Origin of the sequence: Acidovorax sp. (assembly GCF_034519795.1) — a bacterium.
In the GTDB taxonomy this organism is placed as follows: domain Bacteria; phylum Pseudomonadota; class Gammaproteobacteria; order Burkholderiales; family Burkholderiaceae_C; genus Acidovorax.
On record NZ_JAXHOB010000012.1, the window covers coordinates 123,212 to 139,201 of the forward strand.

Below are 15,990 nucleotides of genomic sequence, written 5' to 3' on the forward strand. Positions count from 1 at the left end.
CTATCCCTGACGGCACAGCTTCAGGGCCCCTTTTTGCCGAAGGATGGCGCCTTGACTTTCCAGACGAGCAAGTGCCCGGTAGAGCGCCTCATGGGTAAGGCCGAGATCTTCAGCCAACTGTTTGAGGGTGCCTTCCTGCCTCCAGATGCCGTCGGCATCGCAGTTGAGGCCAATGAATTGCAAGACCCGTTCGCTTGCAGAGCGTGTCTGCTTGATCTCCAACCGAGTGCGCAGTCCCTGGACACGCCGCGCCAGCTCGGCCGTGAACGTCCAGAGCAGCTCGGGTGACTCGCGCAACCGCCGCGACAACACAGCCTTGGGAAAGACCTGCACTTCCGATGGCTCCAGCGCCACGGCGTCGCAGTGGTACCGGGCTGAGAACAAGGAAGCCTCCGCGAATAGCTCGCCAGGCCTTGCGGTGTGCATCGTGACCTGGGCGCCCGCGAGGGTGGTGCGTATGAGGCGGATTCGACCGGTTTGTAGGCGGAATATCCCAACGCTTGGCGATCCTTCCCGGAACAGTGAATCACCGACCGACAAGCGCTTGAGCGACGTAGGAACACCGAATGCCCCGTCCAACAGGAATGCGGGCGCGTCACTAAGTCCATTCGCCTGATCAGGGTCAGATGCCATATGACTGCAATCATATTGAAATTCGGTTTGATCAACGACGATCTCGCCATCTAACACCGGAGACCATCTATGAAACCAATGCTTGCTTCGCTCTTTTTTGCTGTTACCGCCACCGTTGGCGCAGCCCAAACCCATGAACATCCTCAGCCCGGAAAGCCTGAGGGTGCACCGTCCACTGCCACCCCTTACGCGGGCTATCAGGACAGGGAGATCAAGGCGCTGTCTGCTCAGCAAGTAGATGATCTGCAGTCTGGAAAAGGCATGTCGTTGGCACTCGCGGCCGAACTGAACGGATATCCCGGACCTGCTCACGTCCTTGAACTTCAGGATGCATTGCAGCTGACGCGCGATCAACAAAAGGAAACAGCAAACCTTGTGCAGCAGATGAAGCTAGATGCCCAACGGTTGGGCCAAGGAGTGCTGGCCGCCGAAGCGCAACTGGACCGTCTGTTCAAGATCGGCCAGCCCAGTGCAATCACTATTTCCCAGGCGGTCGAGGCTGCGGCACGGGCCCATGCCGCCTTGCGCGCTTCGCATCTGGGCTTTCACCTGCGGATGGTCGAGGTCCTGACCCCGGCGCAAACCGCAGCGTATCAGCGACTTCGCGGCTATGCAGCCGTGGCGAGGGCCCCTGGCAGGCCTTGATTGCCAAGGGTACCGGGTTTATTTGCCCGCGCGTAGCCGCAGGGCGTTGGCGATCACAGATGCGGAACTCAGACTCATCGCCAGAGCCGCAATCATCGGCGACAGGAGCCAACCGGTGAAGGGATACAGCAGGCCGGCAGCCAGCGGTATGCCCAGGGCGTTGTACAAGAAGGCGAACATGAGGTTCTGCTTCATGTTCCCCACCGTAGCCTCCGACAGTTCGCGTGCCGTGGAAATTCCGCGCAAATCACCCTTGACCAGCGTGACCTGGGCGCTGTTCATTGCCACATCGGTGCCGGTACCCATTGCGATACCCACATCTGCCTTGGCCAGTGCAGGCGCGTCGTTGATCCCGTCTCCAGCCATGGCCACGACACGGCCTTCAGCCTGCAGCCTGGAAACCAGGGCCAGCTTGTCTGCCGGCTTGACCTCACCGTGGACCTCATCGATGCCGAGCTTGGCGCCCACCGCCTTGGCGGTGGTTATACCGTCGCCCGTGGCCATGATGATGCGCATACCGGCCGCCTGCAGGGTTGCCAGGGCCTCGGGCGTGCTGGATTTCACCGCGTCCGAAACCGCCAGCAGCCCTTGCAACTGACCATCCGCTGCCAGGTACATCACGCTGGCGCCCGTGGCACGCAAAGCCTCGGCCTGAGCAAGCAGAGGATCGGCTGAAACCCCCATTTGCTCCATCAGGACGGTGTTACCCAGGGCCAGTTGGCGGCCTGCAACCCGGCCGCGCACGCCAATGCCCGATCCGGATTCGAAATCCTCGGGCTTGTCCAGCGCCAGGCCCTTGGTGCGCGCCGCGTGGACAATCGCGTCTGCCAGGGGATGCTCACTGCCTTGGTCCAGACTGGCCGCCAGGCGCAGCACTTCGTCCTCGGACAGGCCGGGCATGGCCACCACCCGCTCGAACGACGGCTTGCCCTCGGTCAGCGTGCCGGTCTTGTCCACGATCAGCGTGTCTACCTTGCGCAGGTTCTCTATGGCTGCGGCATCCCTGAACAGTACGCCGCTGGTCGCCCCCCGGCCCGTCGCCACCATGATGGACATGGGCGTTGCCAGGCCCAGCGCACAGGGACACGCGATGATCAGCACGGCAACCGCGTTGACCAGGCCATAGACCCAGCGCGGTTCCGGCCCGAACAGACCCCATGCGAACAGTGTCAGAAGCGCGATGCCGACCACGGCCATCACGAAATACCCAGCCACCTGGTCGGCCATGCGCTGCATGGGCGCCCTTGAGCGCTGCGCCTGCGAGACCAGCTGCACGATCTGGGACAGCATGGTGGCCGAGCCCACGCGCTCGGATCGGATGATCAGCGCACCGTTGGTGTTGAGCGTGGCGCCAATCACTGCATCCCCTGGCCCTTTGACGATGGGCAAGGGCTCGCCTGTAAGCATGGCTTCGTCCACAGCGCTGCTGCCTTCGACCACCACCCCATCCACGGGCACTTTCTCACCGGGGCGTACGCGCAACAGATCGCCCACATGCACATGGGACAGAGGGACGTCGCTTTCCTGCCCGTCGGGGTCGATGCGCCGCGCGGACTTGGGCGCCAGGCCCAGCAGCGACTTGATGGCGGCAGAAGTCTGGGAGCGCGCCTTCAGCTCCAGCATCTGGCCGAGCAGCGTGAGCGAGATGATGACGGCCGCAGCTTCGAAGTACACCGACACGCGTCCCATGGCCTGGAACGACGCCGGAAAAACACCCGGAGCCACGGTGGCCACCACGCTGTACACGAAGGCAGCGCCTGTGCCCAGACCGATCAGAGTCCACATATTGGGACTGCGATTGGCCACCGACTGGGCGCCGCGCACGAAGAAGGGCCAACCGGCCCACAGCACGATAGGAACAGTCAGCACCAGCTCGATCCAGCTCTGGGTGGCCATCTCGAACCACTGCAGGCGGTGTCCCGCCATGGCCAGGACCGTGACTACGATGGTCAGGGGCAGTGTCCACCAGAAACGGTGACGAAAATCTACCAGCTCGGTGTTCTCGCCTTCCTCCAGCGTCGGAAGCATCGGCTCCAGGCTCATGCCGCACTTGGGGCAGTTTCCAGGGTGGTCCTGTTGCACCTCCGGGTGCATGGGGCACGTATAGATCGTGCCTGGCTGCGCTGCTTCGGGTTCTGGCGAAGCGGGTGCGTCGCTTCCCGGAACGTACTTCTCGGGGGCATCGACGAATTTGGCGCGGCACTTGGCGCTGCAAAAGTAGAAGGGATGCCCTTCGTGCTCCGCTGAATGATGGGACTGATTCGTCACATCCATACCGCAGACAGGATCCTTGAGACCCGTCGGGGGATGGGGCACATGCGCGTCATGGCCCTCATGGGCGTGGTGGTCGTGCGGCGTTGCGGTTGACATGTATGGAACTCCTGTCTATCGGCTTGGCGGTAGGCCTGGTACGAACAATAGGGTCTGACACGGTGGCAATGTCAAGCCTGAACGTGGGCAACACTGATCTATCGCGAGTCCTGCCTCTGCCCCTGCGTAAATCCATTGCAGGAAGCCCACAAGCTACTACCCCTGGATCTGGATGGGCTCCAGGTCCAGGGGCAGCGCCTGGGGTTGCGCGCAGGCTACTTGGCGCCTGCAGGTGCTTTGCCGCTTCTGGCCAAGAACGCGTCCAGGACTGCAATCTCTTTTTTCTGCGCCGAGATGATTTCCTTGGCCATTTTCAGCAACTGCGGATCTTTGCCATCGCGCAGCTGGCCCTGGGCCATGTCGATAGCGCCCTGATGATGGATGCGCATCATCTGCGCAAAGTCCACATCGGGGTTTCCGGTCATCGCCATGGACGACATCTTCTCGTTGTTCCCCTTCATCATGGACTTCATGTCCATCTTGCCGGCGGGCATCGAGGAGTCCATGCCGGAGCCTTTCATTCCGGCGTGCGGTGATTGTTGGGCCTGCACGATCAATGGGGACACCAAGGCGCTGACCGCCAGTGCGGTAGCGGGGATCAATTTCAGAACAGGGTAGGAACCATTCATCGCGATTCTCCAGACAGGGATGACGTTGTGGTTCAGCGGGCGCTGGCCATGGACCGGCATTCCTGCGCGCACTTGTGGCACTCGGCGGCGCAGGCTTGGCAATGCTCCGCTTCATGCTTGGCGCACTCGTCGCCACAGGCTTGGCAAATCTCGGCGCACAGCGCGCAGATGGCCTTGGCATGCTCGCTGTTGCGCGCCATCGCACTGGCAGCGAAACTGCACACGGCAGCGCAGTCTGCATCCAGGGCAATGCAGCGCACCATCATCTTCACGTCTTCTTCCTGCAGGCATGCGGCGAAGCATTGGTTGCAAGTAGTGGCGCATGACAGGCAGGCCTGGATGCAGCTTTGGTATTGGGTTTGGGCGTGGTTCATTGGAAGCTCCTTTAATTCGTGGAATGGCTAGGGTCTGTGCGAAATCCAGCGCAGTGGGCTGCGAGGAGCGACCATCTTCTGCCGCTCGGAGATACCGGCACTGTAGGTCGGCGCCGACGATTTGCCCCACAACGGACAGCTTTTCGCCCGTTACTGGTCGAGGATTACAACGGGCTTTCAGAACCGTAATCGGACCGTCAGATTGAAGGCGAGCATGCCTTGGTTTTTTGGTGCGCAGTGCTCGCTTGCACATGCATGTCAAAAGCGTAATCGGCAGGTCAGGCCTTTGTGGGGGTGCATTTTCTAGACTTCTCTTCGTGGTGCATTTAAACGCCACCTGGATGGACCATATCGGGCATCCGGCGCCACAGGAGACCATCATGAAAATCCGTACCGCCGTCCTCGTTGCCAGCCTCGCAGCATCTGCCACGGCATCCTTCGCCACTTCCGTGTACCACGCCAGCCCGAGCCAGGAGGAAGGCGTGAGCTTCGCCCCTGACCACATGGGCAACGCCGTGAGCCGCCAGGCTGTCGAAAGCACCGTGCTGGCCGCCCAGAAGGACGGTTCTCTGTACTGGATCAGCCGCGGCTACCCAGCCACCTATCCGCTGGTCAAGGGCCCGCAACTGACGAAGACCCGCCAGCAAGTCCTTGACGAGCTGCAAGCCGCCAAACGCAACCCCGTGGGCCGCGACGGCATGCGCGACATGGGCGGCGAGGCCGGCTGGGTCGATGCCCGCCAACTGCCCTGACCGCGCATCCAGACGAACCACTGCCGATGGGCTGCCATTCGCAGCTCCCGGTAGTGAGCAGTTCTCTCATCCATTCAACAAGGAATACCACCATGAAACTCAAATCCACTCTCATCGTTCTTTCCCTCATCGCCGCCCCCGCGTTCGCTTCGGACCAGAGTGTCAGCAAGACGCGCGAGCAGGTGCAGGCGGAGCTGGTGCAGGCCGTGCGAAGCGGCGACATGCTCGCCTCTGGCGAGTCGGGCCTGACGCTCAGGCAGCTCAATCCCCATGCCTACCCCGTGGCAGCGTCCGCGCTCGGCGCAAAGACACGCGACCAGGTGCGGGCTGAACTGGAGCAGGCAATCCGTACGGGCCACATGATGGCCGGCGGCGAATCGGGAGCGAAGCTCAATGAGCTTGATCCTGCACGCTATCCTGCAGTCGCCTCGGCACCTTCCAAGACCCGCGACCAGGTCAAGAGCGAACTGGCGCGCGCTATCAGCAGTGGGGAGCTCGTGGCGGTCGGTGAAGACGGCCGCAAGCTCAACGAGATCTATCCCGATCGCTACCATGCGGCCCACCACGCGGCGGTGGCAAACCAATCGTCAGGAGCTGCCCATGAACCCAGGTTCTAACGCCGCCGCCCGACCTGAGGCTGAAGCGCTCATCGCCAAGCTGTTGTAGGTGCTGCACGCGTCTGCCTTCCAGCAGTCGATGAGCGTGCCAAGGGAATCAGCTATTGGTTGTCTGGTGCTTGCCAATGCTGTGTGCACTGGGAAAGTACATTGAAAAGCATGTCTTGCCGCTATCCGAGCTCACGGAGATTCGGCCGCGGTGTGCATGCACGATGGCCTGGGTGATGGACAGGCCCAGACCCGACCCTTCAGAGTCCAGTTGCTTGCGCGACTTGTCTGCCCTGAAGAACCGATCAAACAGGCGAGGAACCATCTGCTCCTCGATGGCCGGCCCGCGATTGGTGACATTCACCGTGGTTCCGTGAAGGTCTGCGGTGATTTCAACGAACACGGTTTCACCGGGCGGCGTGTACCTGACCGCATTGGACAGAAGGTTGCTCAGGGCCCGCCGCAGCATCAGCCTGTCACCAGAGATTTCCGCCGCACCGAGCAGCTTCAGATGCACCTGCTTTTCTTCGGCCAACGCCTCATAGAAATCGAAAAGCGCCTGCACCTCCGCGTGCACGGCGATCTTCTCCGTCGTGGGTAGGATCAGTCCGTGGTCGGCCTTCGCAAGGAACAGCATGTCCGCGACCATCCGCCCAAGGCGCTGGTATTCCTCTGCGTTGGAGGCAAGGATGTCGCGGTACTGCTCGGGTGTGCGGGACTGGCCCAGCGTGACTTGCGTTTGCGTCATCAGGTTGTTGATGGGCGTGCGCAGCTCGTGGGCCAGGTCCGAGGAAAATTCAGAGAGGCGATCGAAGTCTTCCTTCAAGCGGCGCAGCATTTCATTCAAGGTCGTCGCAAGATCAGCCATCTCGATGGGGAATTCCTGGCTGGGCATGCGCTCATCGAGCCGCTTGGCCGTGATGGCCATGGCGCGCGAGCGCATGGCGCGCAAGGGTGCCAGCCCGTTCTTGGCAGCCCACCATCCCAGGATGCCCGCCACCAGGGTGGCCAAGGCCACGTAGACCGCCAGGACACGGATCAAGTCGTGCATGAAGTGCTTGTGGTGGGCCGTATCCAGCGCCACACTGACCTGCAGCGGCGCATCGCCGCTCCCAGAGGCAGACACTGAGTCGTACATCCCACGAACGTTTCCGGCTCCTGCCTGCCAAGCCGCAACGCCCAGGCGCGCGCCACGGGTCATCTCCGCAAGGTTGTCGGGAAACTCAAACCCGGGTGTTGAATAAAGCGCTTCGCTGCCGCGTGTCACGCTGACAAAGAGACCCTCGTGGCTGTGCAGCACCTCGTCCAGACGAGTCTGCAGGTCCTGGGGGGATTTGGACTTGCCGATCACTTCCCGCATGAGATGGATCTTGTCGCGCAGGGCGTCGCGATCCAGCTCCACGAAGTGCCGGTCAATGGAGACGGCGACCAGGGCTCCCAGGCCGATGAGAACGAATGCGGAGGCGAGTGTAAAAAAGACCGTCAGTCGTGTCGTCAACGAGTACGGTGCGCTCACGGGCTCTCCTCAGGCGCCTCAAGCACGTAGCCCATGCCCCGCACCGTCTGGATGAGCTTGGTGTCGTAAGCGTCATCGATTTTGGCCCGCAGCCTGCGCATCGCCACCTCGATCACATTGGAATCGCTGTCAAAGTTCATGTCCCACACCTGTGAGGCGATAAGTGAGCGAGGAAGGACCTCTCCATGGCGGCGCATGAGTAACTCCAGCAGCCCGAACTCCTTGGCGGTGAGGTCAATGCGCTTGCTGGAACGGCTCACGCGCCGGCGCAGCAGATCGAGTTCCAGATCCGCTACCTGCAGCACGGTTACCTCGGTCCCGCTGCGCCCGCGCCTGAGAATGGTTCGCACCCGCGCGAGCAGTTCGGCAAACGAGAACGGCTTGACCAGGTAGTCGTCCGCGCCCAGCTCAAGGCCCTTGATGCGGTCATCCACATGGTCTTTGGCGGTCAGGAAAAGGACGGGCATCTCCAGGCCGTGGCGCCGCAGGCTCTTCAGGACCTGCCAACCATCCATCCCCGGGAGCATGACATCCAGGATGACCAGGTCGTAGTCGCCTTCCTGCGCCATGTGAAGGCCATCGACCCCGTTGTGCACCAGATCGGCATTGAAGCCCGCCTCGCGCAAGCCCTGGCGCAGGTATTCGCCGGTTTTGATTTCATCCTCTACGACCAATATCTTCACGGGAGGCTCCCTTGACCTGTTGGGGCAAGTGTGCCCGTTGATCGCTGCCTTTCCTGAACATTACAAAGATGTAATGGACCCGTTATGTCGGCGGCAGCAAGGGGTTCACACAATGCATCCATCACGAAACGCATTGGTGAATCTATGAAAAATCCTTGGCTTTCACGACCAACCTCAGGCCCCTGGCTGGCCGTCGCGCTTGTGCTGCCCTCCCTGGCATTTGCACAGATGCCTGACGCTGAGGCCACGAAAGTGGACTACCAGCTTTCCTACCGCTCGACTTTCACGGGCTACGAGGCCTACAAGGAGCAATCCGTCCAGTCGTGGAGGGAGGCCAACGACAAGGTGGGCGAGATCGGTGGATGGCGTGCCTATGCCAAGGAGATGAGCCAGACGGCACCTGCGTCCGGGAAGGACCAAGCCGCCCAAGGCCATGACGCGCACCACGGAGGCAAGCAATGATCCGCCCATTGCGCTTGCCCCGTACCAAGCTCGTGATCGCGCTGGCGGCCGTCGCGGTGCTGTCAGGCTGCGCCAGCGTGAACCTGGAGCAGAACCTGTCCAGCGCCAATAGCGCAACGGCAAGCTTCACGGACGGCCAACTCAACCTGGCCCGCGACAAGTCCGAGCAAGACGCCTTGCGCCAGCGCGCCTCCGATCTGCTGAGCAAGCCGCTCGGTCAGAAGGAAGCCGTGCAACTCGCGCTGGTCAACAGTCCATCCATGCAGGCCATCGTGGCCCAGAGTTGGGCTGATGCCGCTACAGCGGCCCAGTCCGGTCGCATTGCCAACCCCATCCTGAGCCTGGAGCGCATGCGCCTGGGCGATGAAACAGAGATCGGCCGGCTGCTGTCGTTTGGCCTGCTGGACCTGCTGACCTTGCCTACGCGCAAAGGAACTGCGGAGCTGAGGATCAAGCAGGCCCAGTTGCGCCTGAGCAGCGACGTGGTGGACCAGGTGACACAAGTTCGCCAAGCCTGGGTGCGCGCTGTCGCGGCCCAGCAGACGCTGGCCTACACCCAGCAGGTCTTTGCCAGCGCCCAAGCGAGCGCCGAATTGGCCAAGCGCCTGCAGGCGGTCGGAAACTTCAACAAGCTCGATCGTGCGCGCCAGCAGGCGTTCTACGCGGACACAGCGACCCAGCTGGCCAGCGCCCAGCACCAGACCATGGCGGCCCGGGAAGAATTGGTCCGCCTGCTGGGCTTGGATGACAACCAGGCTGCCATGCTCAAGCTGCCTGAGCGCTTACCCACGCTGCCCAAGGAGCCGCTGTCGGCCCAGGATGCTGGCCGCCAGGCATCCCAAGGCCGCCTGGATCTGCAGATCGCCAAGTCGGACTATGACGCAGCTGCTCGCTCGCAGGGCTGGAACTCGGTCATGACATTCACGGACATCGAGCTGGGGGTGCGACGCGATTCTGTCTTCGATGCGGCCGAGAACACGAAGCAAACCCGCCGCGGCTTTGAGATCAGCCTGCGGTTGCCCATTTTCGACTGGGGCGGTATGCAGCGCAGCGCGATGAGTGCCCAGACCCTGGCCGCAGCCAATCGCCTGGAGGCAACCTCGAGAGCGGCCGGCTCCAACCTCCGGGAAAGCTACTCCGCCTACCGCACGGCGTATGACATAGCGCGCCACCACCGCGACGAGGTGATCCCGCTGAGGAAAACCATCTCCGAAGAAAACCAGCTTCGCTACAACGGGATGCTGATCAGCGTGTTCGAGCTGCTGGCCGACTCCCGCGACCAGGTGAGCTCGGTGATGGCGGCGCTCAATGCCGAGCAGCAGTTCTGGCAGGCAGAAGCGGCCCTTCAAGCCTCCCTCATCGGCAAGCCCACGAGCGCTGGCGTTGCCAGCGGCGGCGGTGCAGCCGCCGCAGAGTCCGGTGCAGGCCACTGATCCCAAAAGGAAACCAACATGAGTTCGAGAAGAGATTTTTTTCGCTTTGCAGGTATCGCCGGCGGGGCAGTGGCGGCAGCGAGCGTGAGTCGGGTGGCAATGGCGGCTTTGCCGGAGCCTGTTTTCCAGACAAGTCCAGACACCATGGCGCCACTGGTTCCTAACTCCGGGCGCCCTTACAACCCCGTGGTCACGCTCAACGGCTGGACCTTGCCTTGGCGCATGAACCAGGGCGTCAAGGAGTTCCATCTGGTGGCCGAACCCGTGGTGCGAGAAATGGCCCCCGGCTTCAAGGCCCATCTGTGGGGCTACAACGGCCAAAGCCCTGGCCCCACCATCGAAGTGGTGGAAGGCGACCGCGTGCGCATCTTCGTGACCAACAAGCTGTCCGAGCACACCAGCATCCACTGGCACGGGCAACGCCTGCCCAATGGCATGGACGGCGTGGCAGGCCTGAACCAGCCCGCCATCCAGCCGGGCAAGACCTTCGTCTACGAATTCGTTGCACGCCGTCCGGGCACCTTCATGTACCACCCGCATGCTGATGAAATGACCCAGATGGCCATGGGCATGATGGGCTTTTGGATCACGCATCCCAAATCCAAGCATCCGCTGATTGACGAGGTGCAGCGCGACTTCTGCTTCCTGCTCAACGCCTTTGACATCGATCCTGGGAGCTACACGCCCAAGATCATGACCATGCTCGACTTCAACCTGTGGAGTTGGAACAGCCGCATCTTCCCGGGCATCGACTCCCTGAACGTGCGCCTGAACGACAAGGTGCGCATGCGCATCGGCAATCTGACCATGACCAACCACCCCATCCACTTGCACGGCCACGAGTTCCTCGTGACTGGCTCGGATGGCGGTCCCACGCCCAAGAGCACCCGGATGTATGAGGTGACCACGGACGTGGCGGTCGGCCAGATGCGCCAGATCGAATTCCTGGCGGACGAAGAAGGCGACTGGGCCTTCCACTGCCACAAGAGCCACCACACCATGAACGCGATGGGGCACGACATTCCCACCATGATCGGCGTGGACCACCGGGGGGTGGCCAAGAAGATCAACAACCTCATTCCCGACTACATGGTGATGGGTGAGCGCGGCATGGCGGACATGACGGAGATGGAGATGCCCATCCCCGACAACACCATTCCGATGATGACGGGCGAAGGCCCCTTCGGGTCGGTCGAGATGGGCGGCATGTTCAGCGTCGTCAAGGTACGCCGCGACCAAAAGCCAGGCGACTACAAGAACCCTGGTTGGTACAAGCACCCCGAAGGCACGGTCGCCTACGAGTACACCGGGCCGGTCGCCGAGCCAGCCCGCTTCAAGGCCGAGGGCGGGCAGTCCATGCCACGCAAGGACCAGTCCGCCTCCGACACCGTCGTCAAGGCCAGAAAGCCTTCGTCCCATAACGGGCACTGAAAACCCATCTCCCTGATTCACTCCACGAGGTACTCATGAAACGCACCCTTTCCCTGATCGCAGCCTCCGCCTTGGTGGCCATGTCCTTCAACAGCTTCGCCGGCGGCAACCACGGGGGCGGCCATGGCCACGGTAGTGCGGAGTCGGCCATCGGTCAGCCAGGCAAAGCCGGCAAGGTCAGCCGCACCGTGAATGTCGAAATGTCCGACACCATGCGCTTCACGCCGGCGACCATCGCCGCCAAGCAGGGCGAGACCATCCGCTTCGTGATCAAGAACTCCGGCCAAGTCAAACACGAGTTCAGCCTGGGCACGGAGGCCGAGCTCAAGGAGCACTACGAGGTCATGAAGAAGTTTCCGGAGATGGAACATGACGAGCCAAGCAAGATCTCCCTCGCGCCAGGCAAACAGGGCGAGATCATCTGGCAATTCACCAAGGCCGGTGATGTGAATTTCGCATGCCTGTACCCAGGCCACTACGACGCAGGCATGAAGGGCCAGGTCAAGGTCTCCAAGAAGTAACCCCCGTGTTAGTGCACCAACCCACTGAACAAGGAATATTTATGAAGCAAGCCAACACCACTATCGCCGCTGCTGTGCTTTCGCTGGCCGCGCTGCTGCCAGTCTCGGCCATGGCTCAAGCCGCAACCGACGCCGCCAAGTCCTCCCCCGCCGCGGCCTCGATGACCGATGGCGAAGTTCGCAAGATCGACAAGGACACCAGCAAGATCACCATCAAGCACGGTGAGATCAAGCACCTGGAGATGCCGGGCATGACCATGGTGTTCAACGCCAAGGACAAGACGCTGCTCGACAAGGTACAGGTCGGCGACAAGGTTCGCTTCATGGTGGTCAGTGAAGGCGGAAAGATGGTCGTGACGGCCATTGATCTCGCCAAGTAGTCCAAGGGCGGTTCGACGCCCGAGCGATCGGGCGCCAGAGACAGCGTTTAATGCCCCCCGCGATGGATGTGCACTCCGCGCATCCACGTCATGAGATCCAGATGGCTGGTTGCCACCGTGCCCGGAGCCACCCGTGTCTTTGCCACGCTGGCGCCGCGGCGCTGCGGTTTGACGAAGCTTGCGCTGTGATTTGGCGCGGATGGACTCTCGGCGGCCAGGTTGTTCAAGATCGCACAGTTGGCATGGTCATCGCCTGCGCAGACAGCCACGAGCTGCTCCAGTGCCGACTTCATCTCCACAATCTCCCGTAGCTTCTCCTGCAGATCCGCCAGATGGCGCTCAGCAATGGCCTTGACTTGGCGGCTGCTGCGTTGGGTATCGCCCCATTGGCCGATCAACTGAGCGATCTGCGGCATCGAAAACCCCAGGCGGCGTGACTGCCGGATGAAACGCAGCACCGAGACCTCTCGCTCGCCGTACAGCCTGTAGCCAGACTCGCTGCGCTCCGCTTCGGGCAACAGGCCCGTTTGCTCGTAGTGGCGGATCATCTTGGGCGATACGCCTGCTGCTTTGGCAGCATCGCCGATATTCATGAGTGCGGTCATGGTCGCTCCTGCGCATTGGGTAAAACACGATAGCCATGACTTTGAGCCTTGCCACCGTGTCAATGTCAATACCCGTGAAGGCTCTCTCGGGTACCGGCGGGAGATCAGGCGGGCGGATAGCCAGCCTCGGTCAGTGCCTCTGCAAGCGTCTGGCGGTCTTCTGTGCTTTGCACTGTGACCGTGCGCTTGGGCATGTCCACCTGAATCTTGCATCCAGGGTCCGTCATCTGCAGCGTCTGGCTCACCATCCCTGCACAGTGGCCGCAGGTCATGTCGGGAAGCTGAAATTCATGCATGTTTCACCTCGGGGGGAAAAGTTAAGAGGTGCCCAGTCTGTGGCTTGTCACGGGGGCAAGGTCAAGGCATTGCATGGTCCGCGCTAAAACGCAACTGGCCCGCTTGTGTCTACCCCCGTGTCAACCCTGAAAGTTCACCCTGTGCCGGCCAACGCCGGGTTTGAACTTCACTTGGAGACTGCCATGAATTCCGCTGTCCATGACGCGACGCTAGCCAACTCCCTACCAACAGCACTCCTGGACCTGCCAATCCTCGGCATGACCTGCGCCTCCTGCGTCGGGCGGGTCGAGAAGGCCCTCAAAGCCGTGCCTGGCGTCCAGGATGTGACCGTGAACATCGCTACCGAGCGTGCCAGCGTGGTGGCCGCAGCTTCCGTTGCAGTACCCACCCTGACCGCGGCAGTGCAAAAGGCTGGCTACTCAGTGGCCGATGAGTCAGTGGAGCTGTCCGTCGGTGGCATGACGTGCGCTTCCTGCGTCGGTCGCGTAGAAAAAGCCCTGAAGGCCTTGCCCGGTGTGACGCATGCCGAAGTCAATCTGGCCAACGAGCGCGCGCAAGTCCGTTTTGCTGCGGGATTGACGATTGATCGACTGGTAGCAGCCATCGAGAAGGCTGGCTACCAGGCAGAGGTGGTGGACGCGAATGCGCCTGCGGACCACAAGACCCATGCAGAGCCCTGGTGGCCCGTCGCGCTCGCCGCGTTCCTGTCTGTGCCACTGGTGCTCCCCATGCTGGGCATGGTATTTGGTCAGGACTGGAGTCTGAGCGGATGGATTCAGCTGGCTTTGGCTACGCCGGTGCAGTTCTGGCTGGGTGCGCGGTTTTACCGGGCAGGCTGGAAGGCGCTGCGCGCAGGCGCGGGAAACATGGACTTGCTGGTGGCGCTGGGTACCTCGGCTGGGTACGGCCTGAGCCTGTATCTGCTCTTCAAGCATGCCGAGCATGGAACGCCCCACCTGTACTTCGAGGCTTCCGCCGTCATCGTCACGCTCGTCCTTTTGGGAAAGTGGCTGGAGGCAAGGGCCAAGAGGCAAACCACGGCGGCCATCCGGGCGCTGCATGCTCTGCGGCCCGAAGTGGCGCGTGTGCGCACACCAGAGGGCGACATCGACCAGCCGCTCGCGCGGGTGAGAGTGGGCGACACAGTGGTGGTTCGCCCAGGGGAAAGAATTCCGGTGGACGGCACGGTGGTCGAAGGCTCCAGCCAGGTGGACGAATCGCTGATCACCGGTGAAAGTCTTCCTGTCGCGAAGCTTGTTGGAGACAAGGTAACGGGAGGAGCCGTGAACGCGGAAGGCCTGCTGCTGGTCCAAACGACCGCCATCGGCGCCGAGTCAACACTGTCGCGCATCGTGCGCATGGTCGAGTCGGCACAGGCCAAAAAGGCACCTATCCAGCGCATGGTGGACAAAGTCAGTGCCGTGTTCGTTCCTGTGGTGCTTGGCCTTGCCGTGCTCACGCTGATGGGCTGGGGTGTTGCCACGGGCAACTGGGAACAAGCGATCCTTAATGCCGTAGCAGTGCTCGTCATCGCATGTCCTTGTGCTCTGGGTTTGGCAACCCCCACCGCGATCATGGCGGGCACTGGTGTAGCGGCGCGCCATGGCATTCTGATCAAGGATGCCGAAGCACTTGAAACGGCGCACCGCATCGACACCGTGGCATTCGACAAGACCGGTACGCTGACCGAGGGGAAGCCGACTCTCGCGGCCGCGGTCCCTGCCGAGGGAGGCAAGGAGCACCTGCTGCCGTTTGCCGCAGCCATCCAGAACGGCAGTGAGCATCCTCTGGCCAAGGCCGTGATGGATGCCGCGCGCACCCAGGCGATCGTGGTGCCCCGGGCCACCGAAGTAACCGCCGTGGCTGGACGAGGGATGTCCGCTGTGGTCAAAGGGCGTCAGATTCGCTTGGGCAGTACCCGGTACATGAATGAGCTGGGGGTCAACACGAAAAGTCTGGCGGTAGCCGCTGCACAAATGCAGCAACAAGGTCGTACCGTGTCATGGCTGGCCGATGTGACCGATTCGCCAGAGGTACTCGGAATGTTGGCGTTCGGTGACACCGTCAAGGCAACCTCCCAACAGGCCATTGCCCAATTGCAAGCGCTGGGCATCAAGACCGTCCTGGTGACTGGCGACAACCAGGGTAGCGCAGCGATGGTGGCGGGCGCTTTAGGTATCGACCAGGTTCGTGCTGATGTTTTGCCAGAGGGCAAGGCCGCAATCGTTGCGCAACTCAAGGGAGGAGGCAGGGTCGTCGCCATGGTGGGCGACGGCATCAACGACGCCCCTGCGCTGGCAGCTGCAGACGTGGGGATCGCCATGTCCACCGGCACGGACGTGGCAATGCACGCAGCGGGGATCACTCTGATGCGCGGCGACCCGGCACTGATCGCGGATGCCATTGATATTTCCCGGCGCACGTACGCCAAGATCCGGCAGAACCTGTTCTGGGCGTTTGCCTACAACGTGGTGGGAATCCCATTGGCAGCGTTTGGCTTGCTGAACCCGATGGTGGCTGGGGCTGCCATGGCGTTGAGCAGTGTGAGTGTTGTGACCAACGCCCTGACGTTGCGGTCTTGGAAGAAATAGGGGCTTTGCGCACCAGCATGCAGGCACGTGCCAACACCAGCAGACAAGCCAATACCTTGCGTA

General features: G+C 61.9%; 17 protein-coding genes. 9 read left to right on the top strand and 8 right to left on the bottom strand.

Annotated features, from left to right (window positions below; genetic code table 11):
• Positions 1-633, bottom strand: a complete 633-nt coding sequence (locus tag U5N23_RS14135) for a Crp/Fnr family transcriptional regulator (RefSeq protein ID WP_322593435.1) — start codon at positions 631-633, stop codon at positions 1-3.
• 69 nt (positions 634-702) lie between these two features.
• Between U5N23_RS14135 and U5N23_RS14140 the strand changes: the two genes are divergently transcribed.
• Positions 703-1,278, top strand: coding sequence for a hypothetical protein (locus tag U5N23_RS14140; protein ID WP_322593436.1), 576 nt, complete (start codon positions 703-705; stop codon positions 1,276-1,278).
• Between the two features lie 18 nt (positions 1,279-1,296).
• Here U5N23_RS14140 and U5N23_RS14145 read toward each other — a convergent pair whose 3' ends face one another.
• The 3 genes from U5N23_RS14145 to U5N23_RS14155 form a co-directional block, all read right to left on the bottom strand.
• The gene (locus U5N23_RS14145; protein WP_416208622.1) at positions 1,297-3,552 is read right to left on the bottom strand and encodes a heavy metal translocating P-type ATPase; all 2,256 of its coding nucleotides are present in this window, start codon (positions 3,550-3,552) and stop codon (positions 1,297-1,299) included.
• A gap of 311 nt (positions 3,553-3,863) precedes the next feature.
• The gene (locus U5N23_RS14150) at positions 3,864-4,277 is read right to left on the bottom strand and encodes a DUF305 domain-containing protein (RefSeq protein WP_235516144.1); all 414 of its coding nucleotides are present in this window, start codon (positions 4,275-4,277) and stop codon (positions 3,864-3,866) included.
• 32 nt (positions 4,278-4,309) lie between these two features.
• Positions 4,310-4,651 (bottom strand): four-helix bundle copper-binding protein, encoded by a 342-nt coding sequence (locus U5N23_RS14155; RefSeq protein ID WP_057267493.1) that lies wholly within the window; start codon positions 4,649-4,651, stop codon positions 4,310-4,312.
• Positions 4,652-5,031: 380 nt separating this feature from the next.
• Between U5N23_RS14155 and U5N23_RS14160 the strand changes: the two genes are divergently transcribed.
• Positions 5,032-5,403, top strand: coding sequence for a hypothetical protein (locus U5N23_RS14160; protein WP_057267492.1), 372 nt, complete (start codon positions 5,032-5,034; stop codon positions 5,401-5,403).
• Positions 5,404-5,495: 92 nt separating this feature from the next.
• On the top strand, positions 5,496-6,020 hold the full coding sequence (locus tag U5N23_RS14165; RefSeq protein ID WP_057267491.1) for a DUF4148 domain-containing protein: 525 nt from the start codon (positions 5,496-5,498) through the stop codon (positions 6,018-6,020).
• Between the two features lie 97 nt (positions 6,021-6,117).
• Here the strand turns inward: U5N23_RS14165 and U5N23_RS14170 are convergent, their stop codons facing one another.
• Together U5N23_RS14170 and U5N23_RS14175 are read right to left on the bottom strand one after the other, a co-directional pair.
• Entirely contained in the window at positions 6,118-7,524 is a 1,407-nt protein-coding gene (locus U5N23_RS14170; protein ID WP_322593438.1) for a heavy metal sensor histidine kinase, read from the bottom strand.
• Entirely contained in the window at positions 7,521-8,207 is a 687-nt protein-coding gene (locus U5N23_RS14175) for a heavy metal response regulator transcription factor (protein ID WP_057267489.1), read from the bottom strand. Before U5N23_RS14175 ends, U5N23_RS14170 begins: the two co-directional genes overlap by 4 nt.
• A gap of 252 nt (positions 8,208-8,459) precedes the next feature.
• Here U5N23_RS14175 and U5N23_RS14180 point away from each other — a divergent pair, with 252 nt between their 5' ends.
• From U5N23_RS14180 to U5N23_RS14200, 5 genes are read left to right on the top strand one after another with little or no spacing between them, the layout of a single operon-like run.
• Positions 8,460-8,669, top strand: a complete 210-nt coding sequence (locus tag U5N23_RS14180; protein ID WP_235516143.1) for a hypothetical protein — start codon at positions 8,460-8,462, stop codon at positions 8,667-8,669.
• Positions 8,666-10,102, top strand: coding sequence for a TolC family protein (locus U5N23_RS14185; RefSeq protein ID WP_057267487.1), 1,437 nt, complete (start codon positions 8,666-8,668; stop codon positions 10,100-10,102). The genes U5N23_RS14180 and U5N23_RS14185 overlap by 4 nt, the downstream gene beginning before the upstream one ends.
• An 18-nt stretch (positions 10,103-10,120) precedes the next feature.
• The gene (locus U5N23_RS14190; protein WP_057267486.1) at positions 10,121-11,533 is read left to right on the top strand and encodes a multicopper oxidase family protein; all 1,413 of its coding nucleotides are present in this window, start codon (positions 10,121-10,123) and stop codon (positions 11,531-11,533) included.
• A 35-nt stretch (positions 11,534-11,568) separates the two neighbouring features.
• Positions 11,569-12,054: a cupredoxin domain-containing protein gene (locus U5N23_RS14195; RefSeq protein WP_057267485.1), complete on the top strand. Its 486-nt coding sequence runs from the start codon at positions 11,569-11,571 to the stop codon at positions 12,052-12,054.
• A gap of 41 nt (positions 12,055-12,095) precedes the next feature.
• Positions 12,096-12,434 carry a copper-binding protein gene (locus tag U5N23_RS14200; RefSeq protein WP_057267484.1) on the top strand — a complete coding sequence of 113 codons (339 nt, stop codon included), beginning with the start codon at positions 12,096-12,098 and terminating at the stop codon, positions 12,432-12,434.
• A 47-nt stretch (positions 12,435-12,481) separates the two neighbouring features.
• Here the strand turns inward: U5N23_RS14200 and U5N23_RS14205 are convergent, their stop codons facing one another.
• On the bottom strand, positions 12,482-13,039 hold the full coding sequence (locus tag U5N23_RS14205; RefSeq protein ID WP_322593439.1) for a MerR family DNA-binding transcriptional regulator: 558 nt from the start codon (positions 13,037-13,039) through the stop codon (positions 12,482-12,484).
• 104 nt (positions 13,040-13,143) lie between these two features.
• Positions 13,144-13,335 carry a heavy-metal-associated domain-containing protein gene (locus tag U5N23_RS14210; protein ID WP_057267483.1) on the bottom strand — a complete coding sequence of 64 codons (192 nt, stop codon included), beginning with the start codon at positions 13,333-13,335 and terminating at the stop codon, positions 13,144-13,146.
• 183 nt (positions 13,336-13,518) lie between these two features.
• Here U5N23_RS14210 and U5N23_RS14215 point away from each other — a divergent pair, with 183 nt between their 5' ends.
• Positions 13,519-15,927: a heavy metal translocating P-type ATPase gene (locus U5N23_RS14215; RefSeq protein WP_322593440.1), complete on the top strand. Its 2,409-nt coding sequence runs from the start codon at positions 13,519-13,521 to the stop codon at positions 15,925-15,927.
• Positions 15,928-15,990 lie beyond the last annotated feature (63 nt).